Origin of the sequence: Streptococcus timonensis, assembly GCF_900095845.1 — a bacterium.
GTDB classification, from domain to species: domain Bacteria; phylum Bacillota; class Bacilli; order Lactobacillales; family Streptococcaceae; genus Streptococcus; species Streptococcus timonensis.
The window spans coordinates 777,433-798,631 of record NZ_FMIX01000004.1 but is presented as its reverse complement, the minus strand read 5'-3'; the positions used below and the strand labels follow the sequence as shown (position 1 = coordinate 798,631).

The following is a 21,199-nucleotide window of genomic DNA, read 5'->3' as shown; positions in this document are numbered from 1 at the left end:
AAAACTAAAAAGAACTTGATTGTTAATATCAAGTTCTATATTTTTTGATAAGAGGTGTAGTTCCAAGTCTTTAGAGTAAATGTTTCAAAGTCATCAGTTTCTATAATTGTTAGACTTGCATTAGCCAAACCTCCGTCTTTACGAAGCATAGCTTCCTGATAGCCTATAAGCGTTCGAAGGCTAGCAGTAAGGTTCGCTCCATGACCAACAAGTAATAGGTGTTCTGCCTTAGAGTTTTTTAAGGACTTGATAAATTGGATGGTGCGCTGAGTTGTAGTGTAGAGTGATTCAGCTTCAAACATGCTAGTATCAAACTTAGCTAAGTTGGTTTTAAAGGCTTGAATTTGCTGAGGGTAGATAGCATTTAAAGTCGCAATTTTAAGACCTTCAAGCTTACCCAGGTGCCATTCTCTGAGTTCAGGAACAATTTCCAAGGGACATGGGTTTGTCAGTTGATTTTGGATAATCTCAGCTGATTTTACCGCTCTTGGTAAATCACTCGAATAGATCTTGTCAAAAGGGATATCTTTAAGATACCGGCCCAGGTCTTTTAAAGTTTCAATAGATTCAGGAAGAAGTGGTGAATCTCCGCCAGCACCTTGAAAGCGACCTTCTAGATTCCAGACTGTTCGGCCGTGGCGGACAAAGTAAAGTTTCATGAGTTACTTTCCTCCAAGATATCAACAAAGCTGGCTTTTACAAAGTTTGCCAGATCTTTAGGTGCGATGATGATACTGTATCCGACCTCGCCAGCAGAGACAATCAATTTTTCCAATTCTAAAGCTGTTTCATCAATAAAAATAGGGTAGTTGTGTTTTTGACGGATACCTACAGGGTTATTAGCTCCATGGATATATCCAGTCGTTTTTTCTAAATCCTTTTGAGGAATCATAGCCACTTTTTTATTTCCAGAAATCTTTGCTAATTTCTTTTCAGAAAGGTGTTCGGTGATAGGAACAATTCCTATTACCGGACCAGTCTTATCACCCAATAATGCTAAGGTCTTAAAGATATGATTTCTAGCATAACCAGAAGGAAGATCTCCTTCTAAAGCATTAATCTGAATCCCCTTATGGCTTACTCCTGATTTAGTTAAAATTTGTTCAACTAGTGTTTTCTTTACTTTTGTTTTTTTAGCCATTATTTGTATTTTTCCTCTAACTGACTCATCCAAATACCCAACCAGATACCAAGAGCGAAGAAGAAGGCGATGATCACATAAGATACAATGGATAGGCCTGCATAGCTAATGCTTTCAGGATTGCCAGTATTTGGTAATAAAATTAGTAAAGTACTCGAAAGCACGATACCAATAATGAAGTGATAAACACGAGAGTGGTAGACACGGAGAGCATAATCCATAAATTTTGAAAATGCTATGAGAGTTAGAACAGCACCGATTCCAATTGGTAAGAATGTTCCAAATAAGTCAAATGACTTGAATCCAATTAGCATAGGGGCGTATAGTCCTAAAATCAAGAGTAAGTTTGATGGGCTAAGGCCCGGAACAAGAATTCCAAGAGCAAGTAAAGAACCTGCAAGGATAAAGTTTAAGAATGACGCAGATAAACTTCCTACTACGAAATTAAGTCCGTAAAGTGCAATTCCTGAAATAATAAAGGTTGTCCAAAACCAAATGAGGTCTATTTTATCCCTTTCAGAATCACGATTGGCTTCTTTTACTAAACTAGGTACGGTACCGATGATTGCACCAGCAAAACTCCATAAGACATAAACCTGATAATGTTCAAGAAGGTACTCAATAGGATAAGAAAAAAGTCCAATACCAAGTAACATACCTATAGCAACTGGCAAGAAATAAAGAACGTCTTCTTTGAGTTGCTTGAAGGGATGAGCTAAGAAACGAATCATACGTTCATAGATTCCTAAAATTGCAGCTAGGACACCTCCGGATATACCAGGTAAGATAAATCCTAGAGCAATTACTATTCCTTTAATCATTTTTGAAATCCAAGATAACATGGAATTCCTCCGTTTTTCTTTTAAATAATCTCAAATTATATTATACCACAATGTAGAGCAAATTAAGAAAAGCAAGCAGAAGGAATATCTGACTTGCTTTATGAAGTATATATTTAAGGTTTTAAAAATAATTTTCTAAATGTTTCTTCTTTATTTTTATTCAAAGAAATCATGTTTAGATCTAAATGGTGATCAAATCCAACGAGTCTTCCCTTAGACGTATATTGGTGGAGATCATAATCAAGGTCTGTCACCGGAGTACTTTCAAAATAACCTGAATCAGTGCCATAAGTTGGAATCCATACAGCAGTAAAGTTATCAGTGCTGACACTATGCTCTTTCATGAAGTAGACTCCAATATAGATACCAATATTTTTGGCGCCTAGAGCAGCTAGTTTAGCACGAAAGGCTTCGACACCTTTATTCATATCTGTCATGGTCTTTTCTTCAACATCGAGCCAATAGTAACTTGGATTATATGGAGATGCGGCATTGTAGAAAGCCTCAGCAGCCTTTTCCATATCCTCAACACTTTTCGCAGATACATAAGCATAAACTGCTACAGGAATATTCCTTTTTTGTAATTCTGTTATATGGCTTCTATAAGATTTATCTGTACCATTGGTAAATGATGCATCGTTCTCGGTTGTTATTTGATTTCCACTATGAACCCGAACGATTGCACCCGAAATATTCTTTGATAAAATATCATAATTTATTTCAGATGGTCTTTGCCAACCAGATAAATCGATAATAGGTTTATCTAAATTGTGTAATGCTTGATTTTCTACTTGAACTGGATTCGGTTTAGTTTTAACAGGATGTTCTTCAAACCTTGGCCGGTTGATAATTAAAATCCCGATGAACACAGCTAGAATAGTAAAAACAAAAGCTGGATGAATTTTTTTTCTCATACCACTCTAGTTTATCGTAAATATGTTAAAAAATCAAAAAAAACACTCAAAACTAGCAGTTTGAAGCAATAAGTCTTCATGTGTTTTAGACAATTTTATGTTTGAAGAGGTAAAATATGGTATAATGTAATGGAAATTCTATAGAAAAGAGAAAAATATGGCAAATTATGCAATTATTTTAGCAGCGGGTAAAGGTACTCGCATGAAATCAGATCTTCCAAAAGTCATGCACAAGGTTGCTGGGATTTCTATGCTTGAGCATGTTTTCCGTAGCGTGGGAGCAATTAATCCTGAAAAAACAGTTACAGTAGTTGGACATAAGGCAGACCTAGTTGAACAAGTCTTAGCAGGTCAAACAGATTTTGTAAGACAGACAGAACAACTAGGAACTGGTCACGCAGTTATGATGGCTGAGCCAATCCTTGAAGGTTTGACTGGACAAACTTTAGTCATTGCTGGTGATACTCCTTTAATTACTGGTGAAAGTTTGAAGAACTTGATTAATTTTCATGTGAATCATAAAAATGTTGCTACGATTTTAACTGCTGAAGCGGATAATCCATTTGGCTATGGACGTATCGTACGTAATGAAAATGCTGAGGTACTTAGAATTGTTGAGCAAAAGGATGCTACTGATTTTGAAAAACAAATCAAAGAAATCAATACGGGAACTTACATTTTTGACAATGCTCGTCTCTTTGAAGCTCTAAAAAATATTAATACAAATAATGCACAGGGAGAGTATTATATTACGGACGTAATTGGTATTTTCCGTGAAGCGGGAGAAAAAGTCGGTGCTTATACATTAAAAGACTTTGATGAAAGTCTCGGCGTCAATGATCGTGTAGCTCTTGCAACTGCTGAAACTGTAATGCGCCGTCGAATTAACCAAGCCCATATGGTCAATGGTGTTAGTTTTGTAAATCCTGAAGCCACCTATATTGATATTGACGTTGAAATTGCTCCAGAAGTTCAAATTGAAGCTAATGTAACTCTTAAAGGAACTAGTAAGGTTGGCGCTGAAACCATTCTTACTAATGGTACCTACATCGTGGATAGTACTATTGGTTCAGGAGCTGTAATTACCAACTCTACTATTGAAGAAAGTACCTTAGCTGATGGTGTAACTGTAGGTCCGTACGCTCATATTCGTCCAGGGTCAAACCTTGATAAGAATGTGCACATCGGGAACTTTGTTGAAGTCAAAGGTTCTAGCATCGGTGAAAACACTAAATCAGGTCATCTAACTTACATTGGAAACAGCGAAATAGGTAAAGATGTAAATATTGGTGCTGGTACCATCACTGTCAATTATGATGGTCAAAAGAAATATAAGACTATTATTGGAGACAATGTATTTGTAGGTTCTAATTCAACTATTATTGCACCTGTAGAACTTGGAGACAATTCACTTGTGGGTGCTGGTTCAACTATTACCAAGAATGTTCCAACAGATGCTGTAGCCATTGGACGAGGACGTCAAGCTAACAAAGAAAAACTTGCAACTCGTTTACCTCATCATCCTAAGAATAAATAGGAGTTTCTAATGGAATTCGAAGAAAAGACACTTAGTCGTAAAGAAATTTATAAAGGCCCAATTTTCCAGCTGGTTCAGGATCAAGTTGAATTACCTGCTGGAAAGGGAACTGCTCAGCGAGACTTGATTTTTCATAATGGTGCAGTCTGTGTCTTAGCTGTTACTGCAGAAAATAAAATCGTCTTGGTCAAGCAATATCGTAAGGCGATTGAAAAAATTTCTTATGAAATTCCTGCAGGTAAACTAGAAATTGGTGAAAATACTGATCCTGAAGCTGCAGCCCTTCGTGAATTAGAAGAAGAAGCAGCATACACTGGTAAATTAAGTCTTTTGTATGACTTTTATTCGGCAATTGGTTTTTGTAACGAAAGACTAAGATTATATCTAGCCAGTGACTTAGCCAAGGTTGAAAATCCACGTCCTCAAGACGAAGATGAGACCATAGAGCTACTAGAAGTTAGTTTAGAAGAAGCAAAAGCACTTATCCAGTCTGGTCATATCTGTGATGCTAAGACTATCATGGCAATCCAGTACTGGGAATTACAAGAAAAATAGAGGAGGAACCCATGGGAAAACCTTTATTGACCGATGAAATGATTGAAAGAGCTAATCGAGGAGAGGACATCTCGGATGCTCCCTTGCTGGATATCGAGGAGACAAAAATTCTACCGACTTCTTCTCGAGGTGTTTCCTACAATCAATCTAAAGATCATGGTTTTAGTCAGGAAACTTTAACAATTGAAGTCGAGCCTTCAATTCATAAGAGCCGTCGAATTGAAAATACTAAGAGAAACGTCTTTAACTCTAAGTTGAATAAGATTCTTTTTGCTGTTATTTTACTCCTGATTTTGCTAGTTTTAGCAATGAGATTTATTTAAGGGGAATGTCATGAAAATTGGAATTATAGCAGCTATGCCAGAAGAGCTAGTTTATCTGATTCAACATTTAGAAAACGCTCAAGAAGAGACGGTATTAGGAAATAGCTATCATACAGGAAGTATTGGGTCAGTTGAGCTTGTCTTGGTCGAGAGTGGAATTGGTAAAGTCATGTCTGCCATGAGTGTAGCTATTCTAGCTGACCACTTTAAAGTAGATGCTGTTATCAACACCGGTTCAGCTGGCGCTTTAGCAGAAGGAATCGAAGTTGGAGATGTAGTTATTGCTGATAAGCTAGCTTATCATGATGTAGATGTTACTGCTTTTGGTTATGAATACGGTCAGATGGCCCAACAACCACTCTATTTCGAATCTGACAAGAAGTTTGTCAGTTTGATTCAAGAGAGTTTGTCTAAACTTAACCAAAAATGGCATCTAGGTTTGATTGCGACCGGTGATAGTTTTATTGCGGGTGAAGATAAGATTAGAGCTATAAAAGAACATTTTCCTCAGGTGCTTGCGGTTGAGATGGAAGGAGCGGCTATCGCTCAAGCAGCTCACGCGCTTAATCTACCTTTCTTAGTTGTCCGTGCCATGAGTGACAATGCTAACCATGAAGCTTCTATTTCATTTGATGAATTTATCGTAGAAGCAGGACGCAGATCGGCTCAAGCCTTGTTGACACTTTTACAATCTATTCATGATTAATATAAAAAGAACACTTGTTAGTGTTCTTTTTTTAGGAAAAAAGGAAGCTTGTCTCTAATAGAGTTATTTTCAGTCTTTTTTGATATAATAGAAACATTGATTTGAAGAATAGGAAGAGAAAATGAACCCTTTATTAAACGGTATGAATAACCGACAGACAGAAGCGGTCCAAACAACAGAAGGTCCATTGCTGATCATGGCGGGGGCTGGTTCTGGTAAAACACGAGTTTTGACCCATCGTATTGCCTACTTAATTGATGAAAAGATGGTTAATCCCTGGAATATTTTAGCCATTACCTTTACCAATAAGGCTGCTCGTGAAATGAAAGAACGTGCCTACGGGCTCAATCCAGCTACACAGGACTGTTTGATAGCGACCTTTCACTCTATGTGCGTTCGTATCTTACGTCGTGATGCGGATCATATTGGTTACAATCGTAACTTTACCATTATCGATCCAGGTGAGCAGCGAACACTGATGAAACGCATTCTCAAACAGTTAAACTTGGATCCTAAAAAGTGGAATGAACGCTCTATTTTAGGGACCATTTCTAATGCTAAGAATGATCTGATTGACGATGTTGCTTATGCTGCTCAAGCAGGAGATTTATATACAAACATTGTCGCTAAGTGTTATGAGGCCTATCAAAAGGAACTCCGTCAATCTGAGTCAGTTGACTTTGATGATTTGATTATGTTGACCTTGCGTCTCTTTGATCAAAATCCCGATGTCTTGACTTACTATCAGCAAAAATTCCAATATATCCATGTCGATGAGTACCAAGATACCAACCATGCCCAGTATCAACTGGTCAAACTGTTGGCTTCTCGCTTTAAAAATATCTGTGTTGTTGGGGATGCGGACCAGTCTATCTACGGATGGCGTGGTGCTGATATGCAGAATATCTTGGATTTTGAAAAGGATTATCCTCAAGCAAAGGTTGTCTTGTTAGAGGAGAATTACCGTTCAACCAAAACCATTCTCCAAGCAGCAAATGACGTTATTAAGAACAATAAAAATCGCCGTCCTAAGAACCTATGGACTCAAAATGCAGATGGCGAACAAATTATTTACTACCGAGCTAACGATGAACAAGATGAGGCTGTTTTTGTAGCCAAAACCATCGATGAACTTGGTCGTAGTCAAAACTTCCTTCACAAAGACTTTGCAGTGCTTTACCGTACCAATGCCCAGTCACGTACTATTGAGGAAGCTCTGCTCAAGTCTAATATTCCTTATACCATGGTTGGTGGGACAAAATTCTACAGCCGAAAAGAAATCCGTGATATCATTGCTTACCTCAATCTCATTGCCAACCTAAGTGATAATATCAGTTTTGAGCGTATCATCAATGAACCAAAGCGTGGTATTGGCCCAGGTACTGTTGAGAAGATTCGTGATTTTGCTAATTTGCAAGAAATGTCCATGCTGGATGCTTCAGCAAATATCATGTTATCAGGAATTAAGGGTAAGGCAGCCCAATCAATCTGGGACTTTGCCAATATGATCCTGGATTTGAGGGAGAAACTGGACCAATTAACCATTACAGAGTTGGTTGAGGCTGTCCTTGAAAAAACAGGTTATGTCGATATTCTTAATGCTCAGGCAACCTTGGAAAGCAAGGCGCGGGTTGAAAATATCGAAGAGTTCCTATCTGTTACCAAGAACTTTGACGACAATCCTGATAGTCAAGAAGAAGAAACAGGTTTGGACAAACTGAGTCGTTTCTTAAATGATCTTGCCTTGATTGCCGACACTGACTCTGGCAGTCAGGAGACATCAGAGGTTACCTTGATGACCCTCCATGCAGCGAAAGGACTAGAGTTTCCGGTTGTCTTTATCATCGGGATGGAGGAGAATGTCTTTCCTCTTAGTCGTGCCTCTGAAGATCCAGATGAATTAGAAGAAGAACGTCGTTTGGCCTATGTAGGTATCACGCGCGCTGAGAAGATTCTCTATCTGACCAACGCAAACTCTCGCTTGCTTTTCGGACGTACAAGTTACAATCGTCCGACCCGTTTTATCAACGAGATTAGTTCAGATTTGTTGACCTATCAAGGTTTGGCTCGTCCAGCTAATACAAGTTTTAAAGCATCATACAGTAGTGGTGGTACTACATTTGGGCAAGGAGTGAGTCTGGCACAGGCTCTTCAAGAACGAAAACGGAATACTGCGCCTACATCGATCCAATCAAGTGGTTTACCATTTGGACGATTTGCATCTACTAGTAAATCTTCTTCTAGTGAGACAAATTGGTCAATTGGTGATATTGCCCTTCATAAAAAATGGGGTGAAGGAACTGTCCTTGAAGTATCGGGTAGTGGAGCTACACAGGAACTAAAAATCAACTTCCCAGAAGTCGGTTTGAAAAAACTTTTGGCTAGTGTAGCACCGATTGAGAAAAAGTAAGTTTCTAAACGAATAAAATACCCTCTTGAAGTAGCAAGAGGGTATTTTTTTTTGATTCTCTTATCACAAGATTGTGATAGTTTACAAGTTTTTAACAAATAGCTTTTTAAACTTCACTATCTTAAAAAATAGTGTATAATTTAGATTGTTTTTGAAAGGAGAAAAAATGACTGAAAAACAAATGAAAACTTTGGGTTGGATTGCAACCTTTATGTCTGTAATGATGTACGTCTCTTATATTCCTCAAATTATGAATAACCTTGCTGGTCAAAAAGGGAATTTTATCCAACCAGCAGTAGCTGCACTTAACTGCAGTCTTTGGGTTTACTACGGTCTCTTTAAAAAAGAACGTGATATTCCTTTGGCAGCAGCTAATGCACCAGGGATTGTTTTTGGACTTATTACCGCATTGACAGCTTTAATTTAATATAGCTAATGAACTCTTCTTCGTATTTAAGCATGAAGGAGAGTTTTTCTTTATCCGAAATTCCTAAAAAAACATGATATAATACTATTAGAAAGGTTGGTGTTTATGGCTAGAATACTTATCGTTGAAGATAATAATGAGATTCAAGAAATTTTGAGAACTCTTCTTTCTGAGGAGCATGAGGTGATTCAGGCTTTTTCTGGTACTGAAGGAATGATTCGATTTGAACAAGGTGACATTGATCTAATCATGTTAGATATTATGCTTCCGGGAAAAAATGGTGATCAGGTTTTAAAAGCCATTAGACACGATAGTTCAGTTCCTGTCATCATGCTAACTGCTCTAAGCGATAAAAAGCTCATCAGCCAATATCTCTTAGATGGTGCTAATGATTATATTGTAAAGCCTTTTGATTTGGATGAAGTTTTTGCCAGGGTTACGGTACAATTACGTCAAAAAAGTGACAAGCAAGCAGCTGAAATCGAACATCCTGACAAGTTGATTCAACAGTTAAAAAATATTCAATTTGATGCAGATAGTTTTGAAATCAAAAATAGCCAGGAAACTATTCGCCTAGCTAAGAAAGAATGCTTGATTTTACAAACCTTGTTGAGACATCCTAAGAAAATTTTTACGAAAGAAGAACTCTATGAGTTGGTCTGGGAGGATACTTATTTACCAGGCGACAATACTCTCAACACTCATTTAAGTAATCTCCGTAAAAAATTAAGCCAACTGGATCCAGAGCAAGAGTATATTGAAACTATCTGGGGAGTTGGTGTTCGGTTAAAAGGAGATGAGCAATGATCTATATTTTACTTTCTTTGCTACTGTTGGTTATTATCCTATTGACGATAGGGTTGATTCGCTATCATCTAGCACTCGTAAACTTGAGCCAACAAATTGAAGACAAGATTCATACTGGAAGTATGAAGAGAATCGGAGTATCCACTTTCTCCAAGGATTTTTTACATCTTTACCAGCAAATCAATCATCTCTTTCAAGATGTTGAGCAGTCACGCTTGATTATGAAGCGAGAGAAGCAGACTTTAGACATGGCTATTAGCAATATTGCACACGATATTCGGACACCTTTAACGATTGCATCAGGTTATACTCAGCAATTGCTTAAAACAGAAAATCCTGAGTCTGAGAGTTTGAAAAAAATTGCTCATCATCTCAATCAAGTTTCAAAACGGCTAGAGGCTCTTTTGGACTATCGTCGGTTAATGGAAGGAGCAGTTAAACCTGACTTATCTGAGTTAGAAGTTTCAACATTTATGACGCAAAAATTGCTGACCTATTATGATTCTTTTCAGACGGCAAAGATTAACCTTGATTTGCAAGTAGAACCTGGTCTCTATTTATTAACAGATCCAGATTTATTAGATCGTATGTTACAAAATCTTATTGGCAATGTTCTAAAACATGGTAAGGATGAAGCGAGATTTTCTCTTAAGGAAGTGAATAACCACATCTGTTTGGAAATTGCTAATCTGGTTAAACAACCGATTCGTAAAATTGAAAATCTCAGTCAACGATTTTACTCTGAAAACCTCTCAGATACAGAAGAATCCTCTGGTTTAGGTCTTTATATTACAGAAGAATTATCCCATCTACTTGGTGCAGAACTACAACTAAGTACTGATGGTGCTTGGTTTACAGTTAGAATTCTCTTTTAAAACAAAGAACCTCCTCTTTTTGAATAGAGGAGGTCATTTTTATAAGCTTTTCTTCTTGAAAACAGCAAGTCCACTTATGGTAAAGAATAGAATAACAGTCACTGTAACGATAATGGTGTATAGAACAGCTTGACTATAGGCAGTCATAGCATAGGCAAAATTCAAGGATAAATAGCGCAAAATCTCGATATCTGGAAAGATAAGCATTGGCATTGAAAGTAAGATAGAACTAATTAAATAGCCAATGAAAACAGCCAAATAAGAATGAGTCACATAGAGAATGAAGGACACAATAGATAGCCAAGCTAGAAGGCAGAGGAATTGAATAGTAATTGTTAGAAGGAGATTGCCAATAAATCCTTCTGGCATCGTACCAATCCCGTTTAGGATAGTTGCTGGTACGAAAGCAATGACTAGGCTAATAAGAATTTGCATTAGAGCGATACTTGCTAATACAACAGATTTGGCAAAGAAGAATTCTGTACGAGAAACACCCACTGTCAAACTATTTTTATAGAGTTTTCCGATAAGATCAACTCCTAGAACTAAGCAAGCAAGGATAATGCAGAGGAAAACTAGGTTTGAACCTTGACTAGATGCGTTAATCAGGGCTTGAATACCATCCCAGCCCTTACTTGGAAGTTCAGTTTCTGGAGGTGTTGTATCAACTGACATTAGATGTCCTGTAGCCCCAATAGTAGCTCCCATTAACATGAGTGCAAAGAGAACAATCTCTGTAATCCAAAAACCTTTGGAACGGAAAAGACGGTAAAAGTCTGCTTGAATTGTGTGTATCATGGTGTTCCTCCTATTTTACTAATTGTGTGAAGTATTCTTCAAGATTTTGACGAGCATAGTAAATCTCATCCACATCAACATCTGCTAGAGTAAGTTCTTTGAGAATGCGTTTGACATCTTGTTCATGACTAAAAATATGAATCTCATTATCTGAATTAACAACTTTAAATTCAAGATGCACTTTGTCTTTTAAGATTTGACTAGCTTTTTCTTTGTCATTTGTTTTTAGAACAATATAGTCTTCATTCAGTGTCTCAAATTCGGCCTTACTGATTTCTCGAATGATTTTCCCTTGGTCAAGAATTCCAAAGCGATTGGCAACCAGATAGAGTTCTGACAAGATATGACTAGAGATGAGAATTGTTATTCCTAGTTCTTGATTCAGACGTTGAATCATTTGACGAAACTCTTTGATACCGATTGGGTCAAGTCCATTTATAGGTTCATCAAGGATGAGAAAGTCTGGTTTTGATAGTAGGGCAATCGCAATGCCTAGGCGTTGTTTCATTCCAAGAGAGAAATCTCGAAAAACTTTTCTACCTGTATCTGTTAACCCCACATACTTTAATGTTTCTTGAATGACTTGATCAGCATTTGGGATATGTCGAATAGTACAATAGTATCTTAGATTTTGATAGGCTGTTAAATGATTGTGAGCTACTGGGGATTCAATGACTGAACCTACTCGAGATAGGGCTTTCGTGCACTCCTTATACCCTTGACTAGAAAAGAGGGAAATAGTTCCTTGGTCAGCAGATAATAATTGGGTAATGATTTTAATTAGAGTTGTCTTACCAGCACCATTTTTTCCGATAAGTCCATAGATATCTCCTTCTTTAACTGAGAGACTAAGATCTTGTAGAATAGGTTGTTTGCCAAATTGTTTGGACAAGCCATGGATTTCGAGGACTGTTTTCATAGTTTTCTCCTTTAATCTTTAAGATGTTTTATTTTTATAACTCTAGTATAAAGCATAGATATCAAAGAATCGTCAAGCATTTCTAAAGAGTTTCTAAAGTTTTTAAATTTTAAAAAAAATAAAAGCCCAGTTGGCTAGAAATACTAGTTGACTGGGCTTATTTTCTACAAAATATATTTCTCAATAGCGCGTGCAACACCATTTTCTTCATTGCTGGCAGTTACGGCATCAGCGAGAGATTTGACGTGGTCGCTTGCATTTCCCATGGCAATCCCCAGCCCAGCAAACTCTAACATCTCAATGTCGTTATTGGCATCACCCATAGCCATGATTTCAGAAGGTTGGATATCCAAAATCTCAGCTAAACGAGAAAGAGCAGAAGCTTTAGTTGTACCGAGTGGCATCGCTTCATAGATCACTGGTTGTGAACGAACACCGCTGAATCTCTGACAAAGTTCATCAGCAAATCGTTGTTCAAAGTCATCTGTCTGTTCTTTTGTCCCTAAAAACATTCCCTGGAACATACGATATTTACCGCTGGTAGCTTCCTCTAGTGTGATTTCAGTCAGGTCAGCAAAGACAAGTGTGGCATCATATTGAACGATAGGATTTGGTTTGCCTCCGAGAACGAAATAGTGCTCCTCATCAAAGAGAGTCAACTGGACTTCACTCTTTTCAGCAAGGTCATTGAGGTATTCGATGTCAGATTTGCTAAGTTCCCGCCAGTCAACAAGGCACCAGTCACTGGTTTGGTGGGTAGAACAACCATTATTGACAATAACGTATTCATTTTGCAAATCAAGACCGAGTTTCTTGTAGTAGGGAAGAACTCCAAAGAGAGGACGTCCAGTACAGAGAACCAGTTTGACACCTTTTTCGATAGCTTTATGAATAGCATCAATATGAGCCTGAGGAATTTCCTTGGCTTCGTTGAGAAGAGTACCGTCCATATCAAGAGCAAGTAATTTAATCATAGTCTTTCCTTTTCTCGTGTTTTGCCTATATTATAGCATATTTTGAGGCAAATAAGTCTAAAGCTAAGTGAAATGCCATTTCTATTTAGGTTTTTAGTAGATAGATAACAAAAATATGATATACTAAATTAGTAATATATTTAATATTATACTGATAATGGATAAATAATCAAAGGATTTATCATGAAAAGAAGAACAGTACAGATTTTACTAGCCTTGTTAGTAATTATTTATAGGAAGACATGGTTTTGGTGGATTTTTAATCATTTTGCAGGTAGGCTTGTGCCTGCTAGTAGAGAATTTTTCCAAATTCTTTCTTTTTTAGAGTTTAGCGTTACTTTTCTAGCTATTCTTTATTTACTAGTATTCGAAGGTAGAAGATTTTTTGAGTTGAAGTGGAAATGGAGATATCCAGTTTATTTGCTTCTTGCTTATGGTGCCAATTATCTTTTAGATATTGCATTGTCCTTTTTAACCCCAGCAACGTCCAATCAAATCGCTTTAAATGAATTGACTGAGATGACGGGGCGACAAGAGTTACCTTATCTTTTACTTATTGTTTGTCTTCTAGGACCAATTACAGAAGAATTGGTATATCGAGGAGTTCTAATGAATACATTTCTGAAAGATTCACCATGGTATGGAGATGTTTTGCTATCAGCCTGTGTCTTTGGCTATGTGCATGTCAGTTCAGGTTTAACACCACTCGCCTTTTTCACCTATGCAAGTGGAGGAGCAATTTGTGCATTCCTCTACCGAAAAACTCATTCTCTCTATTACCCTATTTTACTTCATATCATGATCAACATTACTGCATTTTGGGAATTATGGGTACTCTTGTTTTCTGGTAGTTAATAACTATAAAAGGTCGGATTTTATTCCGACTTTTTTGATATGGGACAGGTTAAAATTAGGACTTTATATCAATCTGTTTTGACTTAAAAAATGATATAATAAAAGGTAATGACAAAAACAAACGAGGCAGAGATGAAACTACTTTATACCGATATTCGGACTTCTTTGACAGAAATCTTAACTAAGGAGGCTCAAGGACTAGTTGACCAAGGAAAACGAGTCTTTTATATCGCCCCTAACTCTCTTTCTTTTGAAAAGGAACGTGCCGTGCTGGAGTGCTTGAGTCAGCAGGCTTCTTTTGCTATCACAGTCACGCGCTTCGCTCAAATGGCTCGTTATCTGGTTTTAAATGATATTCCTGAGAGGTCAAGTCTCGATGATATTGGTCTTGGTATGGCTTTCTATAAATGTCTGTCCGAGATAGACGCTAAGGATTTACGCGTTTACGGAGCTATTAAGCAAGATCCGCAATTCATCCAGCAATTGATTGAGATTTATCATGAAATTTCAACTGCAAAAATGAGTTTTTTGGACTTGGATAGTTTGACAGATGCTGATAAACGCTCTGATTTACTCTTAATTTTTGAAAAGGTAACAGCGTATTTAAATCAAGGTCAAGTTTCACAGGGGAGTCCAATATCCTATCTGATTGATGCTATCGAAGAAAACAAGGTAAGTAGCGATTTTAGCAAGATTGCCCTAGTCATTGATGGTTTTACCCGTTTTTCTGCAGAAGAGGAACACCTAGTGGATTTACTTCACCGTAAGGGTGTTGAAATTATTATAGGCGTATATGCAACTAAGAAAGCCTACACTAGCCCCTTTAGTGAAGGTAATCTCTATCAAGCCAGTGTTGAGTTTCTACGTCATTTAGCTTTTAAATATCAGACCAAGGCAGAAGATGCATGTCAAGAACATAAAAACCTTGATGCTTTTGCCAAGGCCTCAAAATTACTGGAAAGTGCTTATGATTATTCTGAAATCAGTATAGAAGTGGATGCTAAGGATAGAGAAGACTTGCAAATTTGGTCTTGTCTGACACAGAAAGAAGAGCTGGAGCTAGTTGCACGTAGTATTCGCCAGAAATTGCACCAAGAACCTGAGCTAAGCTATAAAAATTTTCGTATCTTACTAGGAGACGTAGAGTCTTATAAACTGTCCTTGCAGACAATTTTTAATCAATATCAGATTCCCTTCTATCTGGGTAAAAGTGAGTCTATGGCTCATCATCCTTTGACTCAATTTGTAGAATCTGTGGGACGTCTCAAACGGTACTATTTCCGTCAAGAAGATTTGATTAACCTCTTTCGAACCGGCTTATATACCGACCTTTCTCAAGAAGAAATCGATAGCTTTGAACAATATATCCGCTATTTAGGTATTGATGGACTTTCTAACTTTAAACAAGAATTTACAAAAAATCATCATGGAAAATTTGATTTAGAGAAATTAAATGAGCTACGTGTATGTGTCCTAAATCCACTAGAAACTTTATTATCCAGTCGTAAGCAAAAGACTGAAAATATCCTTACAAAATGGAATAACTTTTTGAAAGACGCATCTGTTACCAAGCAATTACAATCCTTATCTGAAACGATGGATGCGACAGAGCAAGAAAGACAAGAAGAGGTCTGGAAAGCATTTTGCCACGTAATGGAGCAATTTGTGACCGTATTTGAGGGGACTCAGGTTGCTTTAGATGATTTCTTGGCTCTTCTTCATTCAGGGATGTCCTTATCAAATTATCGTACAATCCCTGCAACGGTAGATACGGTTCTGGTGCAAAGTTATGATTTGATTTCGCCTTTAACTTCTGATTACATCTATGCACTTGGCTTAACCCAGGATCATCTACCTAAAATCACCCAAAATACTAGTCTTTTAAGTGATGAAGAAAGAGAAGTTTTAAACCAAGGTACTGAAGATGGCTCTCAATTACTAATTGCTAGCCATGAAAATCTTAAGAAGAACCGCTATACCATGCTTTCTTTGGTAAATTCTGCCAAGAAGCAATTGGTCTTATCGGCACCAAGTTTACTCAATGAAAATGAGAGTAAAGAGTCAGTTTATCTGCAAGAATTGCAGGATTTTGGTTTTAGCAAGATTGAAAAGAGAATCGATCGAAAAAACCTATCAAAGGATCATATTGGTTCTTATCACAGTCTTTTGTCTAGTCTTGTTGCTTATCACCAGCAAGGTGAGTCCGAGACAAGTGAGCAGGACTTAACCTTTATTAAGGTTCTAGCTCGTGTCATGGGGAAAAAATTAGAAGATCAAGGTCTTGATAATCCTGTCCTACCGACAAGTCCAAAAAGTAAGACTTTAGATACTGAAACCTTGGAAGCCTTGTATCCTCAAGATCAGGATTTCTATCTATCAACTTCTGGATTAACAGAGTTTTATCGTAATGAATACAGCTATTACCTTCGTTATGTCTTAGGCTTGCAGGAAGAATTACGTTTGCGACCTGATGCTCGAAGCCATGGGAATTTCTTGCATCGTATTTTTGAACGAGCTATGAAACTTCCTGTTGATACATCTTTTGATTGTCGTTTAGAACAAGCAATCTCTGAAACCAGTAAAGAACGTGAGTTTCAAGCCATTTATCAAGAAAGTTTGGAAGCCCAATTAACCAAGGAAGTTCTTTTAGACGTTGCGCGTGCAACTGGGCACATTCTACGTCATAATTCTGAAATTGAAACAATTCAGGAAGAAGCAGTCTTTGGTGGCAAGGAACAAGCTTTTGTTCAGTTAGAAAACGGTAGAAATGTCTATGTCCGTGGTAAAGTTGACCGTATAGATCGCTTAAAGACAAGTGATGCGATTGGTGTTGTCGATTACAAATCTTCTCTAACTCAGTTTAACTTCCCTCTCTTTTATAACGGCCTTAATTCACAGTTACCGACCTATCTGGCTGCTCTTAAGAAAGAAGGAAATACAGACTTCTTTGGTGCTATGTATTTAGAGATGGCCGAGCCAGTTCAGTCCTTACAAACTGTCAAAACACTTTCAAAGGCTTTAACAGAAACGACTAAGACTATGAAATATCAAGGGCTATTTCTCGAAAAAGAAATAAAGAACCTTGGGAAACTATATAATAAAAACAAGACCTATCAGTTGTCTGATGAGGAATTCCAGTTATTGCTGGACTATAATGCCCTTATCTATAAGAAAGCTGCAGAGAAAATTTTATCTGGTAGATTTGCTATCAATCCTTACACAGAAGACGGCAGAAGTATTGCCCCTTATGTCCAACAATATCAGTCGATAACTGGTTTTGAAGCTAATTACCATTTAGGTCAGGCAAGATTGTTAGATAAGGTTGCTAAGAGCAATGATAAAGAAACATGGTTTAATAAAATTAGAGAGGAGTTGGAGCGATGAAGTTTTTATCCCAAGAAGAGATTAAAGCTTTGCAAGTAGCAGAAGCTAATTCTGACAAGAAACCAAAGAAAACTGCTGAGCAAATTCAAGCTATCTACAGTTCTGGTCAAAATATTCTGGTCTCAGCATCAGCTGGTTCAGGGAAAACCTTTGTCATGGCTGAACGAATTCTTGATCAACTAGCGCGTGGTGTAGAAATTCGCCAACTCTTTATCTCAACCTTTACGGTCAAGGCAGCAACCGAGTTAAAAGAACGCTTGGAAAAGAAAATCAGCCAACAAATCCAAGAAACGAAAGATGTGGAACTAAAAAAACACCTCGGCAGACAATTAGCTGATTTACCAAACGCTGCTATTGGAACTATGGACTCTTTTACTCAGAAGTTCTTGGCTAAACATGGTTATCTGATTGACCTCGCCCCAAACTTTCGGATTCTTGAGAATGAAAGTGAGCAACTCATCTTAAAAAACGAAGTCTTTCGGCAGGTTTTTGAAAAACATTACCAAAGTAAGGAACAAGAACAGTTTAGTAAGCTGGTCAAGAACTTTGCGGGTAAAAGCAAGGATGCACGTGGATTGCGTAAACAGGTCTATATGATTTATGATTTCTTACAATCCACTAGTAATCCTCAGGCCTGGCTACAGGAATCTTTCTTAAAGGGATTCGAAAAGGCCGATTTTACAAGTTCTAAAGAAAAGCTGGCTCAAGACATTCAGCAAAGACTCTGGGATTTGGAAAGTTTCTTCCGTTACCATCTTGAGAATGATGCCAAGGAATTTGGAAAAGCAGCCTACTTAGAAGCTGTCCAACAAGTTCTTGATGAAATTGGAGCTTTAACCAACGAATCAACTTTTAATCAATATCAAGAAGTTCTAGAGCGAGTTGTGAGTATTTCTAAGGATAAGGGTGGCCGCGCTCTTACAAATGCTAGTCGCAAGGCTGAACTCCTAGAACTTAAAGAAGCGTACAACCAAGAGAGAAAAGACAAGTTTGAAAAGCTAACTGCACTAAATGACCAAATTACGTTATTGAAATTCCAGGAAGATTATCATCAAGAGTCTTGGGATTTGGCAAAGACTTTTCAAGTTTTCATGAGTGATTTTGTTGATGCCTATCGAAAGCGAAAACGCGAAGAAAATGCCTTCGAATTTGCGGATATTAGCCACTATACCATTGAGATATTGGAAAACTTTCCTCAAGTACGAAAAGAGTATCAGGAACGTTTCCACGAAGTTATGGTCGATGAGTACCAAGATACTAACCATATCCAGGAAAGAATGTTGGAGCTCCTTTCTAACGGCTATAATCGTTTTATGGTGGGAGATATCAAGCAGTCTATTTATCGTTTTAGACAGGCAGATCCCCAAATCTTCAATGAAAAATTCCATAGTTTTGCTCAGGATAGCAAAGAAGGTCAATTAATACTGCTTAAGGAAAACTTCCGTAGTAGTTCTGAAGTACTAAATGCTACCAATGACGTCTTTAAGCATCTCATGGATGAGGAAGTTGGAGAGATTTATTATGACGGCATGCATCAACTTGTTTTCGGAAATACTGATTTACACCCTGATCCAGAAAACAAGGCAGAAGTCCTCTTGTATGATAAGGATGTTGATGGTGATTCTAAGGAAGAGGAAGAGTTTTCGACCAACAAACTAACTGGTGAAATGCGAATGGTCATTAAGGAGATATTGCATCTTCATAATGATAAAGGGGTTCCTTTCAATGACATTGCTCTCTTGACTGCCAGCAGAAGTCGGAATGACCAGGTTTTACTTGCTTTGTCGGAATATGGGATACCAGTTAAAACTGATGGCGCTCTAAACAATTATTTGCAATCTTTAGAAGTGCAGGTTATGTTGGATACTCTTCGTGTTATCCATAATCCTCTCCAAGACTTTGCTTTAGTAGCTCTCATGAAGTCTCCTATGTTTAGCTTTGATGAAGATGAATTGGCTCGTCTAGCTCTTCAAAATTCTGAGGATAAGGTTCAAGAGAACTTTTATGAAAAACTAGTCAATGCTCAAACAAAAACTAGTAGACAAAAGGATTTAATAAAATCTGAACTCCATAAAAAGCTTAACCTTTTCTTGGAAACTGTTAATTCTTGGCGTTTGTTCTCAAAAACTCATTCGCTTTATGACCTTATTTGGAAAATCTATAGCGAACGTTTCTACTATGATTATGTTGGTGCTTTACCAAATGGTCAGGCTAGACAGGCCAACCTCTATGCCCTAGCACTACGAGCTGACCAGTTTGAAAAGAGTAATTTTAAAGGCTTATCACGTTTCATAACTATGATTGATCAAGTCTTGGAAGCCAAGCACGACCTTGCCAGTGTGACTGTAGCTCCACCTAAGGATGCTGTGGAGCTTATGAGTATTCATAAGAGTAAGGGGCTTGAGTTCCCTTATGTCTTTATTCTCAATATTGATCAGCAATTTAACAAGCAAGATTCCATGTCTGAAGTTATCCTAAGTCGTAAAAATGGCCTTGGTCTTAAGTACGTAGCTAGAGTAGCTACAAATGCAAAAGAGGAATATCTTCCCTCTACGATTAAGTTATCCATTCCAAGCTTGACTTATAGTCAAAATGAGGAGGAGCTCCAATTAGCAAGCTATTCTGAGTTGATGCGTTTACTGTATGTAGCCATGACTCGTGCTGAGAAAAAAATCTATCTAGTCGGAAAGGGATCACGAGAAAAGTTGGAGTCTAAAGAATATCCGACAAATGGGCAAGGTCTTTTGACTCGTGAAACAAGACTTGACGCTCAAAATTTCCAGGACTGGATTTGGGCCATCTATCAAGAGTTTTCTAAAGAGGACTTACACTTTAGTGTGCGCTTTGAAGGTGAAGAAGACCTAACCAAGGAAGCTATCGGAGAATTGGAAAATAAAAGCCAGCTCCAAGATCTTTCTCAGGCAAGCAACCGTCAGTCTGATACCATTAAGGAAGCTTTAGAAATGCTGAAAGAAGTGGAAGTGTATAATGAAATCCACCGTGCAGCGATTAATCTTCCGAGTGTTCAGACTCCAAGTCAGATTAAGAAGTTTTATGAACCAGTCATGGATATGGAAGGTGTAGTAGTAGCTGGTCAATCTAAACCAAAAGAAAATACTATTCTGTTTGAACTTCCAGACTTCTCCAAGACAGAAAAAGTCACTGGAGCTGAAATTGGTAGTGCTACCCATGAACTCATGCAACGAATCAATCTCGCTAAGAAACCTACTTTGGGAACCTTGACAGAAGCCTTGGAGCAAGTTCAGGCAACTTCAGCTGTTAAAGATAAAGTTAATTTAGAAAAAATCTTGTCCTTCTTTGATACAGCTCTTGGTAAAGAGATTCTTGCAAATCAAGATAAACTTTATCGAGAACAACCCTTCTCTATGTTAAAACGGGATGATAAGAGTCAGGAAGACTTTGTTGTCCGTGGAATTTTAGATGGTTATCTCCTTTACGATGATAAGATTGTTCTATTTGACTACAAGACAGATCATTATGAATATCCAAGTCAACTGATTGAACGTTATAGAGGTCAATTATCTCTATATGCAGAAGCCTTGTCTCGTTCTTACCAAATAGATCAAGTTGAAAAATATTTAATCTTACTTGGCAAAGATATGGTTGAGGTGATCGAAGTCAACTAATATTGTAAAAACTATTGCCTTAATGGCAGTAGTTTTTATTTATTTTCAGTTATGGTATACTAGTTTCAGAAAAGGATGTTAAAGA

Annotated in this window: 18 protein-coding genes; 11 read left to right on the top strand and 7 right to left on the bottom strand. The window is 37.6% G+C overall.

Annotated elements, in window-relative coordinates; genetic code table 11:
* Positions 1-35: 35 nt before the first annotated feature.
* The 4 genes from BQ2679_RS07500 to BQ2679_RS07485 all read right to left on the bottom strand — a co-directional run bounded on the left by BQ2679_RS07500 (position 36) and on the right by BQ2679_RS07485 (position 2,897).
* A complete protein-coding gene (locus BQ2679_RS07500) occupies positions 36-659 on the bottom strand; it encodes a histidine phosphatase family protein (RefSeq protein ID WP_075567601.1) in 624 nt (207 codons plus the stop codon).
* Positions 656-1,141 carry an aminoacyl-tRNA deacylase gene (locus tag BQ2679_RS07495; protein ID WP_075567600.1) on the bottom strand — a complete coding sequence of 162 codons (486 nt, stop codon included), beginning with the start codon at positions 1,139-1,141 and terminating at the stop codon, positions 656-658. Before BQ2679_RS07495 ends, BQ2679_RS07500 begins: the two co-directional genes overlap by 4 nt.
* Positions 1,141-1,983, bottom strand: coding sequence for a DUF368 domain-containing protein (locus tag BQ2679_RS07490; RefSeq protein ID WP_075567599.1), 843 nt, complete (start codon positions 1,981-1,983; stop codon positions 1,141-1,143). Before BQ2679_RS07490 ends, BQ2679_RS07495 begins: the two co-directional genes overlap by 1 nt.
* Before the next feature lie 113 nt (positions 1,984-2,096).
* Positions 2,097-2,897: a GH25 family lysozyme gene (locus BQ2679_RS07485; protein ID WP_075567598.1), complete on the bottom strand. Its 801-nt coding sequence runs from the start codon at positions 2,895-2,897 to the stop codon at positions 2,097-2,099.
* Positions 2,898-3,054: 157 nt separating this feature from the next.
* Between BQ2679_RS07485 and glmU the strand changes: the two genes are divergently transcribed.
* The 8 genes from glmU (at position 3,055) to BQ2679_RS07445 (ending at position 10,537) form a co-directional block, all read left to right on the top strand.
* The gene (glmU, locus tag BQ2679_RS07480) at positions 3,055-4,434 is read left to right on the top strand and encodes a bifunctional UDP-N-acetylglucosamine diphosphorylase/glucosamine-1-phosphate N-acetyltransferase GlmU (RefSeq protein ID WP_075567597.1); all 1,380 of its coding nucleotides are present in this window, start codon (positions 3,055-3,057) and stop codon (positions 4,432-4,434) included.
* A gap of 9 nt (positions 4,435-4,443) precedes the next feature.
* Positions 4,444-4,989, top strand: a complete 546-nt coding sequence (locus tag BQ2679_RS07475) for an NUDIX hydrolase (protein ID WP_075567596.1) — start codon at positions 4,444-4,446, stop codon at positions 4,987-4,989.
* An 11-nt stretch (positions 4,990-5,000) separates the two neighbouring features.
* Entirely contained in the window at positions 5,001-5,312 is a 312-nt protein-coding gene (gene macP, locus BQ2679_RS07470) for a cell wall synthase accessory phosphoprotein MacP (RefSeq protein WP_075567595.1), read from the top strand.
* Positions 5,313-5,322: 10 nt separating this feature from the next.
* Positions 5,323-6,018, top strand: a complete 696-nt coding sequence (locus BQ2679_RS07465; RefSeq protein ID WP_075567594.1) for a 5'-methylthioadenosine/adenosylhomocysteine nucleosidase — start codon at positions 5,323-5,325, stop codon at positions 6,016-6,018.
* Positions 6,019-6,139: 121 nt separating this feature from the next.
* The gene (gene pcrA, locus BQ2679_RS07460; RefSeq protein ID WP_075567593.1) at positions 6,140-8,428 is read left to right on the top strand and encodes a DNA helicase PcrA; all 2,289 of its coding nucleotides are present in this window, start codon (positions 6,140-6,142) and stop codon (positions 8,426-8,428) included.
* 166 nt (positions 8,429-8,594) lie between these two features.
* Positions 8,595-8,855: a SemiSWEET family transporter gene (locus BQ2679_RS07455; protein WP_045763891.1), complete on the top strand. Its 261-nt coding sequence runs from the start codon at positions 8,595-8,597 to the stop codon at positions 8,853-8,855.
* A gap of 105 nt (positions 8,856-8,960) precedes the next feature.
* Positions 8,961-9,662 (top strand): response regulator transcription factor, encoded by a 702-nt coding sequence (locus BQ2679_RS07450; protein ID WP_075567592.1) that lies wholly within the window; start codon positions 8,961-8,963, stop codon positions 9,660-9,662.
* Positions 9,659-10,537 carry a sensor histidine kinase gene (locus BQ2679_RS07445; RefSeq protein WP_075567591.1) on the top strand — a complete coding sequence of 293 codons (879 nt, stop codon included), beginning with the start codon at positions 9,659-9,661 and terminating at the stop codon, positions 10,535-10,537. The genes BQ2679_RS07450 and BQ2679_RS07445 overlap by 4 nt, the downstream gene beginning before the upstream one ends.
* A gap of 39 nt (positions 10,538-10,576) precedes the next feature.
* Here BQ2679_RS07445 and BQ2679_RS07440 read toward each other — a convergent pair whose 3' ends face one another.
* The 3 genes from BQ2679_RS07440 to BQ2679_RS07430 form a co-directional block, all read right to left on the bottom strand.
* A complete protein-coding gene (locus BQ2679_RS07440) occupies positions 10,577-11,335 on the bottom strand; it encodes an ABC transporter permease (RefSeq protein ID WP_075567590.1) in 759 nt (252 codons plus the stop codon).
* A gap of 10 nt (positions 11,336-11,345) precedes the next feature.
* Positions 11,346-12,254, bottom strand: a complete 909-nt coding sequence (locus tag BQ2679_RS07435; RefSeq protein WP_075567589.1) for an ATP-binding cassette domain-containing protein — start codon at positions 12,252-12,254, stop codon at positions 11,346-11,348.
* 164 nt (positions 12,255-12,418) lie between these two features.
* The gene (locus BQ2679_RS07430; protein WP_075567588.1) at positions 12,419-13,228 is read right to left on the bottom strand and encodes a Cof-type HAD-IIB family hydrolase; all 810 of its coding nucleotides are present in this window, start codon (positions 13,226-13,228) and stop codon (positions 12,419-12,421) included.
* Positions 13,229-13,411: 183 nt separating this feature from the next.
* Between BQ2679_RS07430 and BQ2679_RS07425 the strand changes: the two genes are divergently transcribed.
* The 3 genes from BQ2679_RS07425 (at position 13,412) to addA (ending at position 21,114) form a co-directional block, all read left to right on the top strand.
* Positions 13,412-14,083, top strand: coding sequence for a CPBP family intramembrane glutamic endopeptidase (locus BQ2679_RS07425; RefSeq protein ID WP_075567587.1), 672 nt, complete (start codon positions 13,412-13,414; stop codon positions 14,081-14,083).
* Between the two features lie 132 nt (positions 14,084-14,215).
* Positions 14,216-17,467, top strand: coding sequence for an ATP-dependent nuclease subunit B (gene rexB / locus BQ2679_RS07420; RefSeq protein ID WP_075568073.1), 3,252 nt, complete (start codon positions 14,216-14,218; stop codon positions 17,465-17,467).
* Complete coding sequence (addA, locus tag BQ2679_RS07415; protein ID WP_075567586.1) at positions 17,464-21,114, top strand: helicase-exonuclease AddAB subunit AddA; 3,651 nt, start codon at positions 17,464-17,466, stop codon at positions 21,112-21,114. The genes rexB and addA overlap by 4 nt, the downstream gene beginning before the upstream one ends.
* Positions 21,115-21,199: the final 85 nt, after the last annotated feature.